The sequence below is a fragment of the Pseudomonas sp. C9 genome (genome assembly GCF_002000165.1).
Taxonomy (GTDB): domain Bacteria; phylum Pseudomonadota; class Gammaproteobacteria; order Pseudomonadales; family Pseudomonadaceae; genus Aquipseudomonas.
Map to the genome: position 1 here is coordinate 1,295,073 of NZ_MPAK01000001.1, position 21,505 is coordinate 1,316,577.

Sequence of the window (21,505 nt, forward strand, 5' to 3'; positions counted from 1 at the left end):
GATACACCGCTATCGCGGGCAAGCCCGGCTCTCACAATGATTGAATTCCACCCTGGGATTGCTACTGAATAATAAGGATCAAGCCATGCGCACACTGGCTGCATTGAGTCGTTTTGTCGGCAACACTTTTGCTTACTGGGTATTGATTTTTGCAGTCGTGGCGTTCCTGCAACCGGCCTGGTTCATCGGCCTCAAAGGCGCGATCGTGCCGCTGCTGGGGTTGGTGATGTTCGGCATGGGCCTGACCCTCAAACTTGAAGACTTCGCCGAAGTCGCCCGCCATCCGTGGCGCGTGGCCTTGGGCGTGGTTGCCCATTTCGTGATCATGCCCGGCGTGGCGTGGTTGCTCTGCCAGGCGTTCCACTTGCCACCGGAAATCGCCGTCGGCGTTATCCTGGTCGGTTGCTGCCCAAGCGGTACCTCGTCGAACGTGATGACCTGGCTGGCGCGCGGCGATCTGGCGCTGTCGGTGGCCATCGCCGCCGTCACCACCCTCCTCGCCCCACTGCTGACCCCGGCACTGATCTGGCTGCTGGCGTCGGCCTGGTTGCCGGTGTCCTTCATGGAGCTGTTCTGGTCGATTCTGCAAGTGGTGCTGTTGCCGATCATTCTTGGCGTGGTGGCTCAACGCGTGCTCGGCGCCAAGGTGCGTCATGCCGAGGAAGTCTTGCCGCTGATTTCGGTGGTGAGCATCGTGATCATCGTCACCGCCGTGGTGGCCGCCAGCCAGGCGAAGATCGCCGAGTCCGGCCTGCTGATCATGGCGGTGGTGATGCTGCACAACAGCTTCGGGTATCTGCTGGGTTACTTCACCGGGCGCCTGTTCAAGCTACCATTGGCGCAACGCAAATCCCTCGCGCTGGAAGTCGGCATGCAAAACTCCGGCTTGGGCGCTGCGTTGGCCAGTGCCCACTTCTCCCCGCTGGCGGCGGTGCCGAGCGCTTTGTTCAGCGTGTGGCACAACATTTCCGGGGCGTTGCTCTCAACGTATTTCCGTCGCATGAGCGAGAAAGAAGATCGAAAACTGGCGGCACGGCCCGTCGCCGACTGAGCCACAACTTGATCCCCGGATTAATGATTGGCACTCTATGGCGCATTGCGAGGACGACCTCGCGGCTCGATCGAGTCATTAATCTGGGGACGACCCCGTCAATCGATGGAGGTCTTTCATGTCCTGGATCATCCTGTTTTTCGCCGGCCTGTTCGAAGTCGGCTGGGCCGTCGGCCTGAAGTACACCGACGGTTTCAGCCGCCCCCTGCCCACCGCTTTGACCGTTGCAGCCATGGCCATCAGCCTTGGCTTGCTGGGCCTTGCCATGAAGGAATTGCCGCTGGGTACGGCCTATGCGATCTGGACGGGCGTGGGTGCCGTGGGCACGGTGATCGCAGGGATCATTCTGTTTGGTGAGTCGATGGCGTTGTTTCGGCTGGCCAGTGTGGCGTTGATCATTGCCGGGTTGGTTGGGCTCAAGGTTAGCGCCTAGGCCACTGACGCCATCGCGGGCAAGCCCGGCTCCCACAGGGTCCTTGGAGCGCCTAAAATCTGTGGCACAACACAAAACCTGTGGGAGCCGGGCTTGCCCGCGATGAGGCCCACACAAACTCCAACTATCTAACGGTGCCGCGCAACTCGCCGACCATCGCCTGCAACGCCGCCGGCTGCGCCGCCTCAACGGCCACCGCCGGCCCCGCCACCAACGTCACCCGCGACCACAACCGGCGAAACAACCCCTTGCCCGGATCACGGCTGAAGAAACTCCCCCACAAGCCCTGCAACGCCAGCGGAATCACCGGCACCGGTGTCTCTTCGAGAATCCGCGTCAACCCGCCCTTGAATTCGTTGATCTCCCCATCAGCAGTCAATTTGCCTTCCGGGAAGATGCACACCAACTCGCCATCCTTCAGATACTGCGCTATCCGCTTGAAGGCTCTTTCGTAGATTTGAATGTCTTCCTGACGACCCGCTATGGGAATTGTCCCGGCCGTGCGGAAGATAAAGTTCAGCACCGGCAAGTTGTAGATTTTGTAATACATCACAAAGCGAATCGGCCGACGCACTGCGCCGCCGATCAGAAGTGCATCGACAAAGGACACGTGATTGCACACCAGCAACGCCGCGCCCTCATCGGGAATCAGATCAAGATTGCGATGCTCCACGCGGTACATGGAGTGACTGAGCAACCAGATCATGAAACGCATGCTGAATTCGGGGACAATTTTGAAGATGTAGGCGTTGACGCCGATGTTCAGCAGCGACACCACCAGGAACAGCTGCGGAATCGACAGTTTGACCATGCTCAACAACACGATCGAGACAATCGCCGACACCACCATAAACAGCGCGTTGAGAATGTTGTTGGCGGCAATCACTCGTGCCCGCTCATTCTCGGCGGTGCGCGACTGGATCAGCGCATACAGCGGCACGATGTAGAAACCGCCAAAGATCCCCAGACCCAGGATGTCGATCAGCACCAGCCAGGTGTGGCCAAACCCGAGGATTTCGACCCAGCCATGGCCCGTCACGCTGTCCGCAATTCCACCGGAATGCCACCACAGCAGCAGGCCAAACACGGTCAGGCCAAACGAGCCGAACGGCACCAGGCCTATCTCGACTTTGCGCCCGGAGAGCTTTTCGCACAGCATCGAGCCGAGCGCGATACCGACCGAAAACACCGTCAGAATCAGGGTCACCACGGTTTCGTCGCCGTGCATCCATTCCTTGGCATAGGCCGGAATTTGCGTCAGATAAATCGCCCCGACAAACCAGAACCACGAGTTGCCGACGATCGAACGCGACACTGCCGGGGTCTGCCCCAGGCCCAGTTTCAAGGTGGCCCAGGATTGACTGAAGATGTTCCAGTTCAGGCGCATTTGCGGTGAAGCCGCCGCCGCCCGTGGAATGCTGCGACTGGCCAGGTAACCGAGCACCGCAACGCCAATGATCGCGCTGGAGACGATCGGCGCGTAGTGACTGGACGACATCATGATGCCGGCGCCGATGGTCCCGGCGAGAATGGCCAGGAAGGTCCCCATTTCCACCAGCCCGTTACCGCCGACCAGTTCTTCTTCGCGCAGGGCCTGGGGCAAGATCGAGTATTTCACCGGTCCGAACAGCGCCGAGTGGGTGCCCATGGCAAACAGCGCGACCAGCATCAATGACAGATGATCGAAGAGAAAGCCGACTGCGCCGACCGCCATGATGACGATTTCGCCGAGCTTGATCAGACGGATCAAACGGTCCTTGGCGAACTTCTCGCCGAACTGCCCGGCCAGCGCCGAAAACAGAAAAAACGGAAGGATGAACAACAGCGCACAGAGGTTGACGTAGATCGAGCGGTCACCGTCGATGGTCAGCTTGTACAAAATGGCCAGGATCAACGACTGCTTGAAGATATTGTCGTTGAACGCCCCGAGGGACTGCGTCACGAAAAACGGCAGGAAACGCCGGGTGCGGAGCAAGGTGAACTGTGAGGGGTGACTCATCTTCCATGTGTCCCTGATGTTAGGTAGCGAGTGGCGTGGATACGGTTATTGGAATGTCGAACGTCGATCCAGGCCACACATTACCTAATCTTTGCAGGTTATTTCTTTAATCCTGCAATGCATGGCGAGACGAACAGCTCACCGCGCCAGGCGCCTTTCAGCGTGCGTTGGGCAACGATCATCCACATCACCACCAGCAGGGCCACCAGCACGCAGCCAAAGACACTGAAGAACGTCAGGTTCAAGGTGCTGGCCAGTTTCAACGTCGTCAGCGAGTAAACACCCAACGGGAAGGTAAACCCCCACCAGCCGAGGTTGAACGGAATGCCGTCGCGCAGGTAGCGCACGGTGATCAGCACCGCGATCAGCATCCACCACAAGCCAAGCCCCCACAGCGTGATCCCGGCCACCAGCCCCAGGCCGGCGGCGACTTCCCCTATGCCCGGCAGACCGTTGGCGGCGAAGATTGCCGGTGCGTCGGCCCCCAGCAGCAACATGCCCAGTGCCCCAGTACCAATCGGGCCCAGCGCCAGCCAGCTCGAAGCAGCCATGTTTTCGTGGGGCAGTTTATGCAGCGCCATGCGCAACAACAGGATCGTCAGAATGCTGAACGCGACCGGCAGGGAAAAGGCCCACAGCACGTAGCTCGTCACCAGCACCACCAGTTGCGAATGAGCGTCCACCAAGTGCGGCGCCAGCAAACCACCGCTGGCCGCCGCGACTTCTGCGGCCACCACCGGCAACAGCCAAACGGCGGTCATCTGGTCGATGCTGTGTTCCTGACGAGTGAACATCATGTAAGGAATCAGTACGCCGCACGCGAGCGACATCGCCACATCCAGCCACCAGAGCATTTCGGCGACATGAATCACACCGTCGTCCCAGCGCGGCAGGCCAAACACCAGGAAGCCATTGATGATGGTCGCGAGGCCCATCGGGATGGTGCCGAAAAACATCGACACGGTGGAGTGGCCGAAAATGCGCCGGGCTTCGTCGAAGAACAGCACCCAGCGGGCCGCGTACATGACGCTGAACAACACGAACAACAAAATATTGAACAGCCACAGGCCTTCGGCGAGCGCGCGCAAGCCGGGTATGGCGACGGGCAATTGCGCCAGCGCCAACGCGAGCACGCCGGTGCCCATGGTCGCGGCAAACCAGTTGGGTGTGAACTGACGGATGACTTCACGCGGGTGCTGCAAATGGCTTAAGGGTTTGAAACCGGTTTTGACGCTATTGGGGCATGTCATGGCGAACTCCTGTCCTCTGATGAGGTAGAGCCCATGGTAGAACCGAATAGAATATCTATATAACGGGTAATATCTCTAACTGTTATCTGTTTTGCAGATATAGAGTCAAATACTGCCTTCTGATTCGATCACCAATATCCGTGCCGCGCCCTGCGGATGGGCCACATGCTCGGTGCCGACGGACGCATAAAAAATGTCGCCGACGTCGAGCAGCGCTGCCTTCTCGATGCCCTCTTCGCGGTAACGCATCTGCACCTGCCCATCCAGCACCACGAACACTTCCTGGCCATCGTTGACGTGCCATTTATAAGGCTGATCGGTCCAGTGCAAACGCGTGGTGATGCCGTTCATGTTGGCGATGTCCAGCGCCCCCCAGGCACGGTCAGCGGTGAAGGATTTGCTGCGGATGATTTTCATCGGGGCGGTCCGTCGAATGAGTGGCGAGGCCTAGGCTAACGATCAACGCACATCAGCGCCACAGACTTTCAATGAGCGCTGAAGCATCAGGGCCAGTAACGCGCCAACGGACAACACAATCAAAATCAGGCCATACCCATCGGTTGTTGCGACCAACCCGAAGGCTCGGATCAGATTCCCCGCCAGCAACGATGGCAAACAGAACGCCAGGTAACTGAGTACATAAAACGCCGACATCAACCCTGCGCGCTCATGGGGTAAAGCCAACGGCACCAGACTGCGCACGGCCCCCAGAAAACCGGCACCGAAGCCACATCCAGCGACAAGCGTACCCAGGAAAAACAGCGACAGGCTGGCGCTGTGCACGCCCAGTAACACCAGGACAATGCCCATCGGCAGCAGACTCGCCCCCAACCGTAGCGCCAGGGCGGCAGGTCGATTGCGCAGGGTGAAAATCATCAATGCCCCGGTGAGTGTCAGCGCGGCAACGGTCGAGCCGGCAATCAGGTTCGAGGTGGAACCGGTGGCCGCGCGTACCAACGAAGGCGCCAGGGACGCATAAAAACCACCGAGCGCCCACGTCGCGGTGTTGAGCGGCAACACCCGCCACAAGGTGGGGCGCGCCTGAACCGGCACATGCAGGGTCGGTCGCAATGACGCCCATGCCCCGGCCTGTCGCGAGACACTTTCCGGTAAACGCCAGCTGTACAACGCCTGCAACGCAAACAGAACCAGCAGCAGCCAGTAGGTCAAGTGCAGCGGCGCCGGGGCAAATTCTGCCAGTAAGCCGCAGCCCATACCGCCGAGGGCCATGCCGATCAACGGCGCAACGCTATTGATCAACGGCCCTTGCTGGCGGTCAGTGTCCAGCAGCGTGGCACTGAGCACCGCGGTTGCCATGCCGGTGGCAAACCCTTGCAGCACCCGCGCGCTGATCAGCCACGTGACGCTGTCAGCGTAGATAAACAGCAACATCGCCAGAGCATTCAGCACGACCGCGGTGAAAATCACCGGTTTGCGCCCAAGGTAATCCGACAGCGACCCGACCGTCAGCAGCGCGGCCAGCAGGCTCAAGGCATAGACGCCGAAAATCAGGGTCAGGGTGGCCGCCGAAAAATGCATCTGCTCCTGGTACAAGCGATACAACGGCGTCGGCGCCGTGGAAGCCGCCAGAAAACTGAGTAAAGTGATCGCCAGGAACCCCAGGCTGGCACGGTTTGAATGGGAACTGGACATCAGCACACTCCGCAAAAGCTAATTTTTTGCTTTTGCGGAGTGTGCTACCGACCAAAGCTTAAAGCAAATTCTTTGTGTTAAGGTCCGCTGCATGGCTTTTACCACCCATGCCCAGCTAGTCAGCGGGTTGCGGCGAGAACAGGAAACACGCAATGACAGGCCCCACTTTACGTCCCGGCGGCCGAAGCGCCCGGGTGCAGGAATCAATTCACAAAGCCGTGCACGCACTGCTCGAAGAGCAGGACCGCGCCAGCGTGACCGTGCCGCAAATCGCAGCGCGCGCAGGGGTTACGCCGTCCACCATCTATCGACGCTGGGGGGATTTGTCAGCGCTGCTGGCGGACGTCGCGCTCGCCCGTATGCAACCGGAAACCGAGTCGGCCAATACCGGCAGCCTCTCGGGTGATGTGCAGGCCTGGGCGGAACAGTATCTGGACGAGATGAGCTCCGAACCCGGTCGCAACATGCTGCGCGACGTTCAATCAAGCCTCAAACCCAGTTATTGCGCGACGATCATTGGCGGACAGTTACAGCTGATTCTGGATCGCTACCCGAATGAGCCCAAACCGGATGTCGATCGGCTGATCAACATGGTGGCGGCGCCCATTGTGTTTCGTATCCTGTTTGCGCAGGCGCCGCTGGAGGTTGAGGAGCTGCATCGGTTGATCGCGATTGCGTTGAACCAGTAAGGGCTTGCTCGCAAAGGGCCCCGAAAAGACACCCTTGATCCCCCTGCGCCCCCGCGCCAAGTCTCGACCTTGGTCGACACTGACTAACCGGGGCGGTCGTGCGAGACTGTCTGACCGGGCGGGAGTCCCGGCTGTCTTTTGTCTGGAGTTCCCATGTCGCTGTCCAGCGGGCTGATCGCCGCCGTCGCCCTGGCCTATATGGCCATCATGTTCGCCATCGCCTTTTACGGTGACCGTCGCAGCACACCGTTGCCGCCGCGAGTGCGCGCCTGGGTGTACAGCCTGTCGCTGGCCGTTTATTGCACCAGTTGGACCTTCTTTGGCGCCGTGGGCCAGGCCGCGGAACAGCTCTGGTCGTTCCTGCCGATTTACCTCGGGCCGATCCTGCTGTTAGTGGGCGCGCCCTGGGTCCTGCAAAAAATGGTGATGATCAGCAAGCAGGAAAACATCACCTCCATCGCCGACTTTATCGCCGCCCGTTACGGCAAATCTCAGTCGTTGGCGGTGGTGGTGGCGCTGATTTGCCTGGTGGGCGTGCTGCCCTACATCGCGCTGCAGCTCAAGGGCATCGTGCTTGGCGTGAACCTGCTGATTGGCGCGGGCGCCGACGCCATGGGGGTTCGCGCTCAGGACACGGCGCTGATTGTGTCGCTGGTGCTGGCGCTGTTCACCATTGTCTTCGGTACCCGCAACCTCGATGCCACGGAACACCACCGTGGCATGGTGCTGGCGATTGCATTTGAATCACTGGTCAAGCTGTTCGCCTTTCTTGCCGTCGGCGCGTTCGTCACGTTTGGTCTGTACGACGGTTTCGACGATCTGTTCAACCAGGCCATGCTCGCACCGCGCCTGGAGCAATACTGGAAGGAAACCGTCAATTGGCCCTCGATGGTGGTGCAGACCGGCGTGGCGATGATGGCGATCATCTGCCTGCCCCGGCAGTTCCACGTGACGGTGGTGGAAAACATTGATCCTCAGGATCTGCGCCTGGCCAAATGGGTGTTCCCGGCCTACCTGGCGTTGGCTGCACTGTTTGTAGTACCCATCGCCCTCGCAGGCCAGATGCTGCTGCCCAGCTCGGTGTTGCCGGACTCCTTCGTCATCAGCCTGCCCCTGGCGCAGGCTCACCCCGCCCTTGCCTTGCTGGCGTTTATCGGTGGCGCTTCGGCGGCAACCGGCATGGTGATCGTCGCCAGCGTGGCACTGTCGACCATGGTGTCCAACGACATGCTGTTGCCATGGTTGCTGCGACGCAATAATGCCGAGCGGCCGTTCGAAGTGTTCCGCCAGTGGATGCTCTCGGTGCGCCGCGTGAGCATTGTGGTGATTTTGCTCCTGGCCTACGTCAGTTATCGCTTGCTGGGTTCGACCGCCAGCCTGGCAACCATCGGCCAGATTGCCTTTGCTGCCGTGACGCAACTGGCCCCGGCCATGCTCGGCGCGCTGTACTGGAAACAGGCGAATCGCCGGGGCGTGTTCGCGGGCCTCGCCGCCGGGACGTTCCTCTGGTTCTACACCCTGATCTTGCCGATAGCGGCCCTCAGCCTCGGCTGGTCCCTGAGCAGTTTTCCTGGGTTGGCCTGGCTGCACAGCAACCCGATGAACCTGCCGATCACCCCACTGACCCAAGGCGTGGTGCTATCGCTTGCGGGTAATTTCACGTTGTTCGCCTGGGTGTCCGTACTGTCGCGCACGAGGGTGTCGGAGCATTGGCAGGCGGGCCGATTCATTGGCCAGGAAATCAGCGCGCGCCCCAGCGCCCGTTCGATGCTGGCGGTGCAGATCGATGATCTGCTGCAACTGGCGGCGCGTTTCGTCGGCGAAGAACGGGCGCGCCAGAGCTTCATCCGATTCGCCTACCGTCAGGGTAAAGGCTTCAACCCGAATCAAAACGCCGACGGTGAATGGATCGCCCACACCGAACGTTTGCTGGCGGGTGTACTGGGTGCTTCCTCGACACGCGCGGTGGTAAAAGCCGCCATCGAAGGCCGAGAAATGCAACTTGAAGACGTCGTGCGGATCGCCGACGAGGCGTCGGAAGTGCTGCAGTTCAACCGCGCCCTGCTGCAAGGTGCCATCGAAAACATTACCCAGGGCATCAGCGTGGTCGACCAGTCTCTGAAACTGGTGGCCTGGAACCGGCGTTATCTGGAGCTGTTCAATTACCCGGATGGACTGATCAGCGTCGGCCGGCCGATTGCCGACATCATTCGCTACAACGCCGAGCGCGGCTTATGCGGCCCCGGCGAAGCCGAAGTGCACGTCGCCCGCCGTCTGCACTGGATGCGCCAGGGTCGCGCCCATACCTCTGAACGGCTGTTCCCCAACGGGCGGGTAATCGAGCTGATCGGCAACCCGATGCCCGGTGGTGGTTTCGTCATGAGTTTCACCGACATCACCGCGTTCCGCGAAGCCGAACAGGCGCTGACCGAAGCCAACGAAGGCCTGGAGCAGCGGGTGACCGAGCGCACCCACGAGCTGTCGCAACTCAACGTCGCGTTGACCGAAGCCAAGGGCACCGCCGAGTCCGCCAACCAATCGAAAACCCGTTTTCTCGCAGCCGTCAGCCACGACTTGATGCAACCACTGAACGCCGCGCGCCTGTTCTCCGCCGCCCTGTCCCACCAGGACGATGGCTTGTCCGCTGAGGCACAGAAGCTGGTCCATCACCTGGACAGCTCATTGCGCTCTGCCGAAGATTTGATCAGTGACCTGCTGGACATTTCCCGTCTGGAAAACGGCAAGATCAACCCTGACATCAAGCCATTCGCGCTCAACGAACTGTTCGACACGCTCGGCGCCGAGTTCAAGGCGCAGGCTCAGGAACAAGGGCTGACGTTCAACGTTCGCAGTAGCACATTGCGGGTCGACAGCGACATCAAACTGCTGCGACGAATTCTGCAAAACTTCCTGACCAATGCATTTCGCTACGCCAAAGGGCCCGTGCTGCTCGGCGTTCGCCGGCGCAAGGGAGAGTTGTGCCTGGAGGTCTGGGATCGGGGACCGGGCATTGCGCCAGACAAGCTGCAGGTGATTTTCGAAGAATTCAAACGCCTCGACAGTCACCAGACTCGTGCCGAGAAAGGCCTGGGGCTGGGTCTGGCAATTGCCGATGGCCTGTGTCGCGTCTTGGGACACACGCTGCAAGTTCGCTCCTGGCCGGGGCGCGGCAGTGTGTTCAGTGTCAGCGTGCCGCTGGCCCGGGCGCAAACCGTCGTGGCGACACCGACCGCTGAACTCAACGGCCATGTGTTGAGCGGCGCGCAGGTGCTGTGCATCGATAATGAAGACAGCATCCTGATCGGCATGAACAGCCTGCTGACGCGCTGGGGTTGCCAGGTCTGGACCGCGCGCAATCGGGATGAATGCGCAGCGCTGCTCGAAGACGGTGTACGCCCGCAACTGGCGCTGGTGGACTACCACCTCGATCATGGCGACACCGGGACGGAGCTGATGGCGTGGCTGCGCACCCAAATGGGAGAGCCGGTGCCAGGCGTGGTGATCAGTGCCGATGGCCGGCCGGAGATGGTGGCACAAGTGCATGCGGCGGGGCTGGATTATTTGGCCAAACCGGTGAAACCGGCGGCGTTACGGGCGCTGCTGAGTCGGCATTTGCCGTTGTAGCGCGACAGGCCGCGCCCTAACTGAAAATTTACTCGGGCAACTCGACCAGGCCATCCACATCGGTCATCGCCCGCTCCAGCAAATCGGCCGGCAAACTCTTGCTGGCTCGCGCGCCGAGCAACTTCAATTGTTCGCTGCGACTGACCAGATTTCCGCGCCCCTCTGTCAGCTTGTTGCGCGCAGAGCTGTAGGCTTTGTCCAGTTGCTGCAAGCGATTGCCGACTTCGTCCAGGTCCTGGATGAACAACACGAACTTGTCGTACAGCCACCCCGCTCGCTCGGCGATTTCACGGGCGTTCTGACTTTGCCGTTCCTGCTTCCACAGGCTGTCGATGACCCGCAGCGTGGCCAACAACGTGGTGGGGCTGACGATCACAATGTTGCGGTCGAAGGCTTCCTGGAACAGTGTCGGCTCGGCCTGCAAGGCGGCGGAGAACGCGGCCTCGATCGGTACGAAGAGCAAAACAAAATCCAGGCTGTGCAAGCCGTCGAGCCGTTTGTAATCCTTGCCGGCCAGGCCTTTGACGTGATTGCGCAGTGACAGGACATGCTGCTTGATGGCGATCTGGCCGATGGTGTCATCTTCAGCCGCCACGTATTGCTGATAGGCCGTAAGGCTGACCTTGGAGTCGACCACCACCTGCTTGTCGCCCGGCAGGTAAATAATCACATCCGGCTGGAAACGCTCCCCGTTCGGGCCCTTGAGGTTGACCTGGGTCTGGTACTCACGACCCTTCTCCAGGCCCGCGTGCTCCAGCACTCGCTCGAGAATCAGCTCGCCCCAGTTGCCTTGGGTTTTCTGCCCTTTGAGCGCACGAGTGAGGTTGGTGGCTTCGTCGCTCAGGCGCAGGTTCAGCTGCTGCAGGCGCTCCAGCTCCTTGGCGAGCGAGAAACGCTCGCGGGCTTCGGCCTGATAACTTTCCTCGACGCGCTTTTCGAAGGACTGAATGCGTTCCTTCAGAGGATCAAGCAACTGACCCAATCGCTGCTGGCTGGTTTCGGCAAAGCGCTGCTCGCGCTCGTCGAAAATCCTGCCCGCCAGTTCTGCAAACTGCGCCCGCAGCTCATCTCGCGAACCTTGCAGGTCACTGAGGCGCTGCTGATGGCTTTCCTGCTGCTCACGCAGTTCGGCCTTGAGGGAGGCCGCCTGGGTGTCCAGGCGACGCAGCTCAGCCTCTTTGCCGGAGCGTTCAATGTTCCAGGCATGGGCCGCATCGCGGGCGTCGTCGCGCTCGATTTGCAGCAGTTCGACTTCACGGCGCGCGGCGGCGAGGTCTGCTTGTCTGGCGGCGTTAGCCTGGCTCAGATCAGCGACTTCATCGCGACACGCATCGAGTTGGGCGTTCAAGCCGTCCTGCGCCAGTTGGGCCATGGCCAGCCGTTCTTCCAGCAGTGCAACCTCGGCCTGCGAGGAGCTCGCACGGCGCTGAATTTGCCAAGCCAGTACCAGCAATGGCAGGCCAGCGCCCGCCAGACCGAGTAATAGGCTGGTCAAGTCCATAGCCATAGAGATTCCTGCTGATGAGATAAAGCTTGAAGGTTAACCAAGGCAACCGGACTTGGACAGCTCAGTCTTCGATCAGGCCCAGTTCCTGTAGGGCGCGTGTATCTCCTGCTCGCGCGGCTTGGCGCAACAGGTCCTGGCCGATGCGGCGATCACGGGCATTGCCGCATTCGCGGCACATCAATTGCCCGAGACGGCTTTGCGCGGCCACGACGCCTTCACGGGCAGGCTGTTTAAGCAAACGCCCGGCGAAGTGCTTGATGTTGGGGTTATCCCCAAGGCGTGGACTGTCCAGCAACCACTCTGCCACGCGCATTGAAAAGCGCTTGGGCGGGGTAACACTTGAGGGCGTTGAGGTAGCAGGGTTTGATACTGAGCGAAACTTCATAAAGCACTGTAGGGCAAATCCGAAGGCGCGCAACTCTACTCTTTTTTTCTTACAGGTAAAGCCCAAAAAAACCCGGCACGCCCGTGCTAGAGCAAGCGCTCGGGACAATCCACAGAAGCTGTGGATAACTCAGTGGACAACCGCCCTTGAACTCGCGCAAAGCCCTGTGGAATGGGGCTCGCAGTCAAACTGACGATTTTTTCACCAGTAAAAAAAAGCGATGTTTTTCATTGACTTAAATTTTCAACACAGGCACCCACTGCGACTGAGGCGTGGATGACAGTGGGGTTACAGTCTGCGCAACTTATGTGCACAAGTACCTACGAGGCGGTTATATCGCTGCCCTTTTTCGGCGCATATTTGCCTGGCTTCTGGGGATAAACCGGGAAAACCCTTGATCCAGGCAGATCGCGGCCCGATGAACGACCGCCACCACCGGTCGGAATGTGGACGATTGCGGGGCACATCGTCCGACCTCACGAATTCTTTTTGCTAACACACTTCCTTTCTGAAATTCAATCCGTTAGTATCCGCGGCGTTAGTACCAAGCTGAAAGTCAATTCTGGTCGAACAAATCCTCGCGGTCAGCCTTCCCTCAAGAGAAGCCTCCACCGACAAAACAGGATCGACCACCTCGATGGTTTCCAGGTAAACCTTGCGCCAACACAGCCTTCGAACAAAAGCGAAGGGTGTTGCGAAGCTCACTTACTCTGACCGAACCAGCCTGCAAATTGATCAGGATCTTCACCCCGGGCCCAGAACCTTTGCCCTTGATGTGTTGCCTGCCCTCCTAAGTACCTACCTGCCAGCCCAAGCGCGCCAATTATCAGCGCTTCAAACTGGCTGCTTTGTTCCAGTCGGGTTCTTCGTTCGACCAACGGTGGTCGTCGTCACTGGAACGTTTTAATTTTGCACGGCTCTTATCCGTGTCGCTTGTAGGAACACCAACACTATGTCTACTCAAATCCACACTCAGGATGCCATCCGCACCCTAACCAACGCTTTTGCACCAATGAACTGCCTGATCATGGCCGCTCGCAAAGGCTGCTTCAGTTTCACCCTGGTCAACGAACACGGCATCGCTCGTCACAGCGAACGCCTGTACCCCGATCAATACTCCAGCGCAGAGCCGCTGCAGGCCGTGATCGAGCGTACCCGCCAGGCATTGATCGCCTGAGACGCCAGAAAGACTGAAAAACCGAAAAGCCCTGCTCAAAAAGCGGGGCTTTTTATTACCCGTTATTTCTCTTTTCACCCCCAGCGGCTAAGCACTAACCGATATAACGGTTATAACTCGAAGCTGGAAATATTTTAAAAACAGTCCTTTACAACGCGAATATGACACTACACTTCAACTCAAGCGGCGTGATCCGCTTCCGGCGAGCCTGATTCGATCCACCGCTGCCAAGGCCCCTTCAGGTATCGCCGCCCACTTCATGTTTCGAGGGCTTTATGGGTATCGCTGCCAGCGAACTGTGCCGTTATGTGATTCGTCCGACACTGATTTACCTCGGACGCCATAGCGCAACCGCCGAATCCCTGCTGCTGGGCATCGCCGCCAGCCAGTCTGCCCTTGGTTCCGCCCTGCATGACCGCCGTGGCCACGGCCTCTACCGAATCGCCGAACCCCGCCACCAGGCACTCTGGGATCATTACCTGGCCCTGGACCCCGAACGCGCGAGCCTCGTGCGCGGCCTGGCCAGCCAACATGCCTTTCTCAGTGGGCCGCACCTGGAATTGACCGTTAACCTGCGTTACGCCACCGCCATCGCCTGGCTGCTGGTAGAAGAACAGAACACACCCCTCCCCGCCGCCGATGACTTGTTGGGCATGGCCCGCATCTGGCGTCAGACCTTTCAGCCTCAAGGACGCCTGCGCGACTTCACCTGCGCCTGGCAAACTTGTGTTTCACCACTGAATCAGGTCGCTTGCTGACCCACCAGTTCTGAAAGATCGTGCAACCGGTCGCGAATCTGGTCGGATTGTCCTACAAAACCGCTCTAACTCAAGCCATACAGCCTATAGCGCTGGGACGAAAATGTTGGTAGTTTTCGCCCCGGTGATCACCAGGAGTTCTAATAATGAAAAAAGTAATGCTCAAAACTACCCTTAGCCTCGCCGTTACCCTGGCATCCACCCAGATCTTTGCAAGTGGCTTCGCCATTAACGAACAAAGCATTAGCGGGATGGGTACAGGTTTTGCCGGGCGATCTTCCGCTGCCGATGACGCAAGTACAATTTTTGGCAACCCTGCCGGCATGTCCCGCATCAAGCGTGAACAAGTCACCGGCGGTGTTGCGATGATCGACGCACACACTGACATCAGCCACGCAAGCTCCTTCCCGAACGGCGGCAGCAACGACGGCGACATGGTACCGTTCATCGCCGTACCTATGGGCTACTACGTCAAGCCAATCGACGACCACTGGGCCTTCGGTATTGGCGTGTACGCGCCGTTCGGTCTGGTAACCGACTACGAAAACAACTTTGCCGGTCGTTACTTCGGTAGCAAGAGCGAAGTAAAAATCGCCACTCTGCAACCGACTGTCAGCTACGCCTTCAACGACAAGGTTTCCATCGGTTTCGGCCCGACCATCAACCGCATCGACGGCACCCTGGAATCGAACCTGTCGATCACCCAGGCCGCGCCAGATGGCAAGGTCAAGATCAAAGGTGACGACACCGCGCTGGGCTACAACATCGGCGTGCTGGTTCAAGCCACCGACAGTACTCGCGTCGGCCTGACCTACCACTCGAAAGTGAAGTACAAGCTCGAAGGCAGCACCAAGGTCAACTACGGCGTGCTGGGCCTGATCGGCCAGAACCCGAATCAGAAATACGACGCTTCGCTGGACGTGACCACGCCTGAATCGGTGGACTTCTCGGTTACTCACCAGCTCGACGACAAGTGGACTCTGTACGCAGGCAGTACCTGGACTCGCTGGAGCCGCCTGAAAGACATCACCGTCGAAAACAGTGGTGTTCCAACCGTTCTGAACGGCCAATTCGGTACCATCACCGAAGAACAGAACTGGCACGACACCTGGGCTCACGCCATCGGCGCGTCCTACCAGCTGAACAAGGAATGGGTACTGCGTGGTGGTCTGTCCGTTGACCAGGCACCGACCAACAACGTCGACCGTTCCCCACGCATCCCGACGGGCGATCGCAAGGCATTCAGCCTGGGCGCTGGCTGGAGCCCGACCAACGACCTGACCATCGACCTGGCGTATTCGTACCTGCGTGAAGAGTCGGTCAAGATCAACAACTCCAACGACCGTGGCCAGACCTACAACGCCAAGTATGAAAACTGGGCGAGCGGTTTCGGTCTCGGCGCAACTTACCGCTTCTGATGATTCACGGCGAACCTGAACCACTCGCCGGCTGAATCAAAAAAGCCCCGCTCTCTGGTTACAGAGGCGGGGCTTTTTAGTGGGCGTCGATCAGGGCTGGGAAGCCAGGGCTTGCTCCACTGCAGCGATGAACTCGGGATCGTCAGGCTTGGTCAGGCTGGAGAAATTGGCGATGACGTTGCCTTTGCGATCAACCACGTATTTATAGAAATTCCATTTGGGCGCGCTGGTCTGTTTGGCCAGAACCTTGAACAGGTGCGTCGCGTCTTCGCCTCGCACTGACTGCGGTTCGGTCATGGTGAAGGTCACGCCGTAATTCACGTAACAGACCTTGGCGGTCTCGGCGGTGTCCTTGGACTCTTGCTTGAAATCGTTGGACGGAACGCCAATCACCTCCAGCCCCTGCCCCTTGAAGCGCTGATTGAGCGCCTCAAGGCTTTTGAACTGTGGGGCGAAACCGCAGTGGCTCGCGGTATTGACCACCACCAGCGGCTTACCTTCAAACCGTTGGCACAGGTCGATGGACTCCTTGGCGCGCAGCTTTTGCAGTGATCCTTGCAACAGCTCCGGGCACTCGGCCGCGCAGGCCAGCCCGGTAAACGTCACCAGCAACGCGGGGACTGCAATCCAGCGCATCAGCATGTCGGTGCATCCTTGATAAGTCGTCAATAGCGACGTTACTCGCCCTCGCCGCTCGCTAGCAAGCACCCATGCCCAGCTGCATCAACGCGAGCCCGCCCTGATGCCAGCCCCACCATGACAACGCCAGCAACAAGGCGCAGACAACCGCTAGAGCGATCCGCGGCCACAGACTGTTCATATCGCACTCATTAGTGATTGCAGCCGCGCTACCGGTCGCTCACGCACCGGCCAGTTGAGGGCAGCGGCCGCCAGACTCAAGAGAATTGCCACTTGCCAAATCAAGTCGTAACTCCCGGTTCGGTCATACACCACCCCGCCCAACCAGCCGCCCAGAAACGAGCCGAGCTGGTGAAACAGGAAAACAATCCCGCCGAGCATGGACAGGTTTCGCACACCGAACAAGGTCGCCACGGTGCCGTTGGTCAACGGCACGGTCGACAACCACAGGAAACCCATGGCCATGCCGAACAGGTATGCCGTGGTCGTGGTGACCGGCGCCCACAGGAACAGCGCAATCACCACCGCCCGCAGCAAGTACAAACCGGTGAGCAAGCGCGGTTTTGACATGCGCCCGCCAAGCCAGCCTGCGGTGTATGTGCCGAAGATGTTGAACAACCCGATCAGCGCCAGCACCGTCGTGCCGACCGTCGCCGGCAGGTGCTGATCCACCAGATACGCCGGCAAATGCACGCCGATGAACACCACCTGGAAACCACAGACGAAAAAGCCGAACGCGAGCAGCCAGAAACCCGAATGGGAACAGGCTTCACGCAGCGCTTCGCGGAGGGTTTGCTCGTGCCCCAGTGTCGGCAGCGGCTTGTCCTTGAGCATGCTCACCAACGGCACGATTAACGCCACCAACAGGCCCAGCACCAGCAACGCGGCGGACCAGCCGAGCCAACCAATCAACCCCAGCGTGCCCGGCAACATCGCGAACTGACCGAACGAACCGGCGGCACTGGCGATGCCCATGCCCATGCTGCGCTTCTCGGGCGGCACCGCACGCCCCACCACGCCGAGGATCACCGAGAACGAGGTGCCCGACAGACCGATGCCGATCAGCAGGCCGGCGCTCAGGGACAGGGTCACGGCGGAATCGGACAAGCCCATGAACACCAGGCCCAGCGCATACAACACACCACCGACCAGCACCACTTTGGCCGCACCGAAACGGTCGGCCAGCGCGCCGGTGAAGGGCTGCGCCAGGCCCCAGATCAGGTTTTGCAAGGCGATGGCAAATGCAAACGTCTCACGCCCCCAGCCGAACTCCGCGCTCATCGGCGCCAGAAACAGCCCGAAGCCGTGCCGCACGCCCAAAGACAACGCAAGGATCAGCGCACTCCCCAATAACACCCAACCGCAAGTACGCCACATCGATGTCATTTCTTATTCTCCGGTAGCGGGTATATACCCGCTTAAGATCGGAAAAACCGGCCTTACGCCAGTTCGTCCAGCAGTCGCAGCAAGGTTTCACGTTTCTCGGCGCCCAGGCGGTCAACCAACCGCTGTTGCGCCGCCTCCCAGGCCGGCAAGGCGGCCTTCAGTCGCTCGGCACCGGCCTCGGTGAGGCGAACAATGCGATTGCGCATGTCCTCGCCCTCGGCCAGCGCTACCAGCCCTTCGCCTTCAAGCACGCGCAAATTGCGCCCCAAGGTGCTGCGGTCCAGGCCCATGGCCTCGGCCAAGGTGGAAATACTCGGTTGATCCAGTCGTTGCAAATTACACAGCAAAGAATACTGGGCAACGTTGATTCCGAAGCCGTCCAGAGCGCCGTCGTAATGCCTGCTGACGCCACGGGCGGCGCGACGCAGGTTGATGCATAAACATTGGGAGTCGAGCATGGTGCGTGTATATACCCGTGGTTGTGTTAAATCAAGTTACATGATGTGGGAAGATTAGAAGATCGCCAAGCCCACCAGCACCGCCACCTCCAGCAATTCCAAGAGTGCGCCGGCGGTGTCGCCAGTCGTACCACCCAATCGCCGCACCATTTGCCGCCGTAAGCAGGCGAACACCACCGCCGCTAAAACTACCGCGACGACACCGCTCAGACCCGCGATCAATACACAGGCCAATGCGCTGACCGCCAACACCTGCTTACCGGCCAATCGCGGCAGATGATCGGCCAGCGCTTGCCCCAACCCGCCAGCGCGCACGTACGGCGTGGTCAGGAACAAACCCAGCATCGCGCTGCGGCCGATCAGCGGAACGATGACCAGGAAAATACTGTGCGGCTGCTCGATCAACGCCAGCAATGCGGCGAACTTCAGCAGCAGCACCAACACCAGCGTCACCACGGCAATCGGGCCGCTGCGCGGGTCCTTCATAATCGTCAGTGTGCGCTCACGGTCGCCGAAACCTCCGAGCCACGCGTCGGCACTATCGGCCAGACCGTCCAGGTGCAACCCGCCGCTGAGCAAGACCCAAACCGTCAGCAACAACGCCGCATGCAGCAACAACGGTGTGCCCAGCAACAGCCCATTCAGCGCCCACAGAATCGCGCCAAACAGCAGCCCCACCAGCGGATAAAACAGCAGCGACCGGCCCAGCTCCTGAGGCGTCGGCATGCCGGGCAGACGAATCGGCAGACTGCTCAAAAATTGCAGGGCGATCCAGAACGGCAGCATGTTCAGTTCGCTTCCTTGAGAATGACGCCGGCCTCGACGCTCAACGAAAACAACGCACCATGAGCGACTTCGACATTGAGCAACTGCTCCCGAGGCAACCCGCGCGCTTGCGCCAGCAACAAACGCATGACGCCACCATGGCTGATCAACAGAATCCGCTCGCCAGCGTAGGCCACGGACAGGCGTTCGATGGCCGCCAATACCCGAACGGAAAAATCTGCCACTCGCTCGCCATCCGGCGGTGTAAACGAATAGGGATCAGCCCAGAACTGCCCCAACGCCTCGGCATCGGTGTCCATCAACGCCGCTGCGCTCTGCCCTTCCCAGGCACCGAAGTGCAGCTCTTGCAGGTCTTTATCCAACTGCACCGGCAAACCCAGTTGCACACCGAGCTCTTCAGCGAAGCGCGCACAACGCTGCAACGGCGAACTGACCAAGCGGTCCCACGGCCCCTGCTCGATCACCGCCGCGCGCATCTGCTCCCAGCCCTTGGCGGTCAGCGCGTCGTCGAGACTGCCGCGCAACCCGCCACCGAGTTCGGTCTCACCATGGCGCAACACGTCCAGACGCAACGTCATACCGGACGATCCGCAACCGCCGCTTCGGCGAAGGTCGCCATCTGCCCGTGCAGATCGCAAGCCAGACGCAACAACGGCACGGCCAACGCGGCACCGCTGCCCTCGCCCAGTCGTAACCCCAGGTCCAGCAGGGGTTCGGCGTTCAGGCTTTCCAGTACATGACGATGGCCCGGCTCGGCACCCCGATGGCCAAACAACAACCACGAGCGGCACTCAGGATTCAAATGCACCGCCACCATTGCCGCGACGCTGCAAATGAATCCGTCCACCAGCACGGCCACACCTTCTTGCGCACACGCCAGGTACGCCCCCACCAGCGCGGCTATTTCAAAGCCGCCCAGATTGAACAGCGTCTGCAAAACGTCCCCGCGTTGAGCACTGTGCAGCGCCAACGCACGCTCGATAACCTGGGCTTTGTGATTGACACCCGCCGCGTCCAGACCGGTGCCCGGCCCGGCCAGATGCGCTACCGGGCAATCGAGCAAGGCACAGGCCAACGCACTGGCTGCGGTGGTGTTGCCAATGCCCATTTCGCCGCCGATGAACAACTGCGCTCCTGCCGCGAGGGCGCGCCGCACGCTGTCACGACCGGCGTGCAAGGCGAGTTCACCCTGGGCGGCGGTCATGGCCGGGCCTTTGACGAAATTCGCCGTACCGGGGCCAATGTTCAGATGACGCACACCCGACAGATTCAGCGTCGGCGTCACCGTACCCAGATCCACCACTTCAAGGGACGCGCCCAATTGCCGCGCCAATACGCTGATCGCTGCGCCACCGGTGACGAAGTTGTGCAGCATTTGCCCGGTGACTTCCTGAGGAAACGCCGACACGCCTTCCGCCACGACACCATGGTCACCGGCAAAAATCGCGATCCACAGTTGATCCAGACTGGGTTTGACTTGCCCCTGCAATCCGGCCAATTGCACCGCCACCGATTCCAGTCGACCGAGCGAGCCGGCCGGTTTGGTCAGCTGTTGTTGGCGCGCCATGGCCTGTTCGATGGCGTGAGCATCGATCGACTTGCACGGGTTCAGCCACCAGGATTGAGTCATAACGCAGTTCCTTTCAGGGTCAGGGGCAGGCCGGCGACGGTCAGGACGACACGTTGGCAGCGCTCGGCCAGAGCTTGATGCAGCCAACCGGCTTCATCGACGTAGCGGCGAGTCAATTCGCCCAGCGGCACGACACCCATTCCGGTTTCGTTGCTGACAAAAATGATTTCACCCGGCAATGAGGCCAGGCAGTCCAACAAGGCTTCGCGTTCAGCGTTGAGGCATTCGACGTCGTCGAGCATCAACAGATTGGTTAGCCACAGCGTCAGGCAATCGACCAGCAGGCAACGGTTGGCGCCAGCGGTTTCGCGCAGTACGCGGGCGAGCTCGATCGGCTCTTCGATCAAGGCCCATTCGGCGGGACGACGGGCGCGGTGATGGGCGACCCGGTCGTTCATTTCGCCGTCCAGCGGTTGGCTCGTGGCGATGTAGGTCACGGCCAGTTGGCTGTCTGTCGCCAGTTTTTCAGCCAGACGGCTCTTGCCGGAACGGGCGCCGCCGAGGATTAGTTGCAGCATGTTCATTCCTTTAAATCATCGGTGTCGTTGGGGGCCTCATCGCGGGCAAGCCCGCTCCCACAAGGATCGAGCCTGTTCGCAGATTTCTTGCCCTCCCACACAACCTGTGGGAGCGGGCTTGCCCGCGATGGCGGCCTCTAACTC

General features: G+C 60.1%; 21 protein-coding genes. 7 read left to right on the forward strand and 14 right to left on the reverse strand.

Annotated features, from left to right (window positions below):
* Positions 1-85 precede the first annotated feature (85 nt).
* Positions 86-1,051 carry a bile acid:sodium symporter family protein gene (locus tag BMS17_RS06130; RefSeq protein WP_046032933.1) on the forward strand — a complete coding sequence of 322 codons (966 nt, stop codon included), beginning with the start codon at positions 86-88 and terminating at the stop codon, positions 1,049-1,051.
* 118 nt (positions 1,052-1,169) lie between these two features.
* Positions 1,170-1,484, forward strand: a complete 315-nt coding sequence (sugE, locus tag BMS17_RS06135) for a quaternary ammonium compound efflux SMR transporter SugE (protein WP_027922462.1) — start codon at positions 1,170-1,172, stop codon at positions 1,482-1,484.
* A 124-nt stretch (positions 1,485-1,608) separates the two neighbouring features.
* Here the strand turns inward: sugE and BMS17_RS06140 are convergent, their stop codons facing one another.
* From BMS17_RS06140 to BMS17_RS06155, 4 genes are all read right to left on the reverse strand, one after another.
* Complete coding sequence (locus BMS17_RS06140) at positions 1,609-3,483, reverse strand: MFS transporter (RefSeq protein ID WP_077430626.1); 1,875 nt, start codon at positions 3,481-3,483, stop codon at positions 1,609-1,611.
* A 98-nt stretch (positions 3,484-3,581) separates the two neighbouring features.
* Positions 3,582-4,733, reverse strand: a complete 1,152-nt coding sequence (locus BMS17_RS06145; protein WP_077430627.1) for a TDT family transporter — start codon at positions 4,731-4,733, stop codon at positions 3,582-3,584.
* A gap of 105 nt (positions 4,734-4,838) precedes the next feature.
* Positions 4,839-5,150 carry a cupin gene (locus BMS17_RS06150; protein WP_046032930.1) on the reverse strand — a complete coding sequence of 104 codons (312 nt, stop codon included), beginning with the start codon at positions 5,148-5,150 and terminating at the stop codon, positions 4,839-4,841.
* 42 nt (positions 5,151-5,192) lie between these two features.
* Positions 5,193-6,386, reverse strand: coding sequence for an MFS transporter (locus tag BMS17_RS06155; protein WP_077430628.1), 1,194 nt, complete (start codon positions 6,384-6,386; stop codon positions 5,193-5,195).
* A gap of 152 nt (positions 6,387-6,538) precedes the next feature.
* Between BMS17_RS06155 and BMS17_RS06160 the strand changes: the two genes are divergently transcribed.
* Positions 6,539-7,075 carry a TetR/AcrR family transcriptional regulator gene (locus tag BMS17_RS06160; RefSeq protein WP_046032928.1) on the forward strand — a complete coding sequence of 179 codons (537 nt, stop codon included), beginning with the start codon at positions 6,539-6,541 and terminating at the stop codon, positions 7,073-7,075.
* A 153-nt stretch (positions 7,076-7,228) separates the two neighbouring features.
* Positions 7,229-10,699, forward strand: a complete 3,471-nt coding sequence (locus tag BMS17_RS06165; protein WP_077430629.1) for a PAS domain-containing hybrid sensor histidine kinase/response regulator — start codon at positions 7,229-7,231, stop codon at positions 10,697-10,699.
* 28 nt (positions 10,700-10,727) lie between these two features.
* Here the strand turns inward: BMS17_RS06165 and rmuC are convergent, their stop codons facing one another.
* Both rmuC and BMS17_RS06175 read right to left on the reverse strand, forming a co-directional pair.
* Positions 10,728-12,092: a DNA recombination protein RmuC gene (rmuC, locus tag BMS17_RS06170; RefSeq protein WP_175649012.1), complete on the reverse strand. Its 1,365-nt coding sequence runs from the start codon at positions 12,090-12,092 to the stop codon at positions 10,728-10,730.
* Positions 12,093-12,267: 175 nt separating this feature from the next.
* On the reverse strand, positions 12,268-12,591 hold the full coding sequence (locus BMS17_RS06175; RefSeq protein WP_077432170.1) for a sel1 repeat family protein: 324 nt from the start codon (positions 12,589-12,591) through the stop codon (positions 12,268-12,270).
* A 952-nt stretch (positions 12,592-13,543) separates the two neighbouring features.
* Here BMS17_RS06175 and BMS17_RS06185 point away from each other — a divergent pair.
* The 3 genes from BMS17_RS06185 (at position 13,544) to BMS17_RS06195 (ending at position 15,944) form a co-directional block, all read left to right on the forward strand.
* A complete protein-coding gene (locus BMS17_RS06185) occupies positions 13,544-13,768 on the forward strand; it encodes a hypothetical protein (protein ID WP_019407963.1) in 225 nt (74 codons plus the stop codon).
* A gap of 275 nt (positions 13,769-14,043) precedes the next feature.
* Positions 14,044-14,526 carry a hypothetical protein gene (locus BMS17_RS06190; RefSeq protein ID WP_046032924.1) on the forward strand — a complete coding sequence of 161 codons (483 nt, stop codon included), beginning with the start codon at positions 14,044-14,046 and terminating at the stop codon, positions 14,524-14,526.
* A 146-nt stretch (positions 14,527-14,672) separates the two neighbouring features.
* Positions 14,673-15,944 (forward strand): OmpP1/FadL family transporter, encoded by a 1,272-nt coding sequence (locus tag BMS17_RS06195; RefSeq protein WP_046032923.1) that lies wholly within the window; start codon positions 14,673-14,675, stop codon positions 15,942-15,944.
* Positions 15,945-16,034: 90 nt separating this feature from the next.
* Here the strand turns inward: BMS17_RS06195 and BMS17_RS06200 are convergent, their stop codons facing one another.
* The 8 genes from BMS17_RS06200 to cobU are packed head-to-tail and all read right to left on the reverse strand — an operon-like array spanning position 16,035 to position 21,361.
* Positions 16,035-16,586 (reverse strand): glutathione peroxidase, encoded by a 552-nt coding sequence (locus BMS17_RS06200; protein ID WP_077430631.1) that lies wholly within the window; start codon positions 16,584-16,586, stop codon positions 16,035-16,037.
* Positions 16,587-16,641: 55 nt separating this feature from the next.
* Entirely contained in the window at positions 16,642-16,764 is a 123-nt protein-coding gene (locus tag BMS17_RS30615; RefSeq protein ID WP_256577145.1) for a hypothetical protein, read from the reverse strand.
* Positions 16,761-17,969 (reverse strand): MFS transporter, encoded by a 1,209-nt coding sequence (locus BMS17_RS06205; RefSeq protein ID WP_077430632.1) that lies wholly within the window; start codon positions 17,967-17,969, stop codon positions 16,761-16,763. The genes BMS17_RS30615 and BMS17_RS06205 overlap by 4 nt, the downstream gene beginning before the upstream one ends.
* Positions 17,970-18,022: 53 nt before the next feature.
* Positions 18,023-18,427 carry a MarR family winged helix-turn-helix transcriptional regulator gene (locus BMS17_RS06210; RefSeq protein ID WP_046032920.1) on the reverse strand — a complete coding sequence of 135 codons (405 nt, stop codon included), beginning with the start codon at positions 18,425-18,427 and terminating at the stop codon, positions 18,023-18,025.
* A gap of 54 nt (positions 18,428-18,481) precedes the next feature.
* On the reverse strand, positions 18,482-19,213 hold the full coding sequence (locus tag BMS17_RS06215) for an adenosylcobinamide-GDP ribazoletransferase (RefSeq protein WP_046032919.1): 732 nt from the start codon (positions 19,211-19,213) through the stop codon (positions 18,482-18,484).
* Between the two features lie 2 nt (positions 19,214-19,215).
* On the reverse strand, positions 19,216-19,791 hold the full coding sequence (gene cobC / locus BMS17_RS06220; RefSeq protein WP_077430633.1) for an alpha-ribazole phosphatase family protein: 576 nt from the start codon (positions 19,789-19,791) through the stop codon (positions 19,216-19,218).
* On the reverse strand, positions 19,788-20,843 hold the full coding sequence (cobT, locus tag BMS17_RS06225; RefSeq protein ID WP_077430634.1) for a nicotinate-nucleotide--dimethylbenzimidazole phosphoribosyltransferase: 1,056 nt from the start codon (positions 20,841-20,843) through the stop codon (positions 19,788-19,790). Before cobT ends, cobC begins: the two co-directional genes overlap by 4 nt.
* Positions 20,840-21,361 carry a bifunctional adenosylcobinamide kinase/adenosylcobinamide-phosphate guanylyltransferase gene (gene cobU, locus BMS17_RS06230; protein WP_046032916.1) on the reverse strand — a complete coding sequence of 174 codons (522 nt, stop codon included), beginning with the start codon at positions 21,359-21,361 and terminating at the stop codon, positions 20,840-20,842. Before cobU ends, cobT begins: the two co-directional genes overlap by 4 nt.
* Positions 21,362-21,505 lie beyond the last annotated feature (144 nt).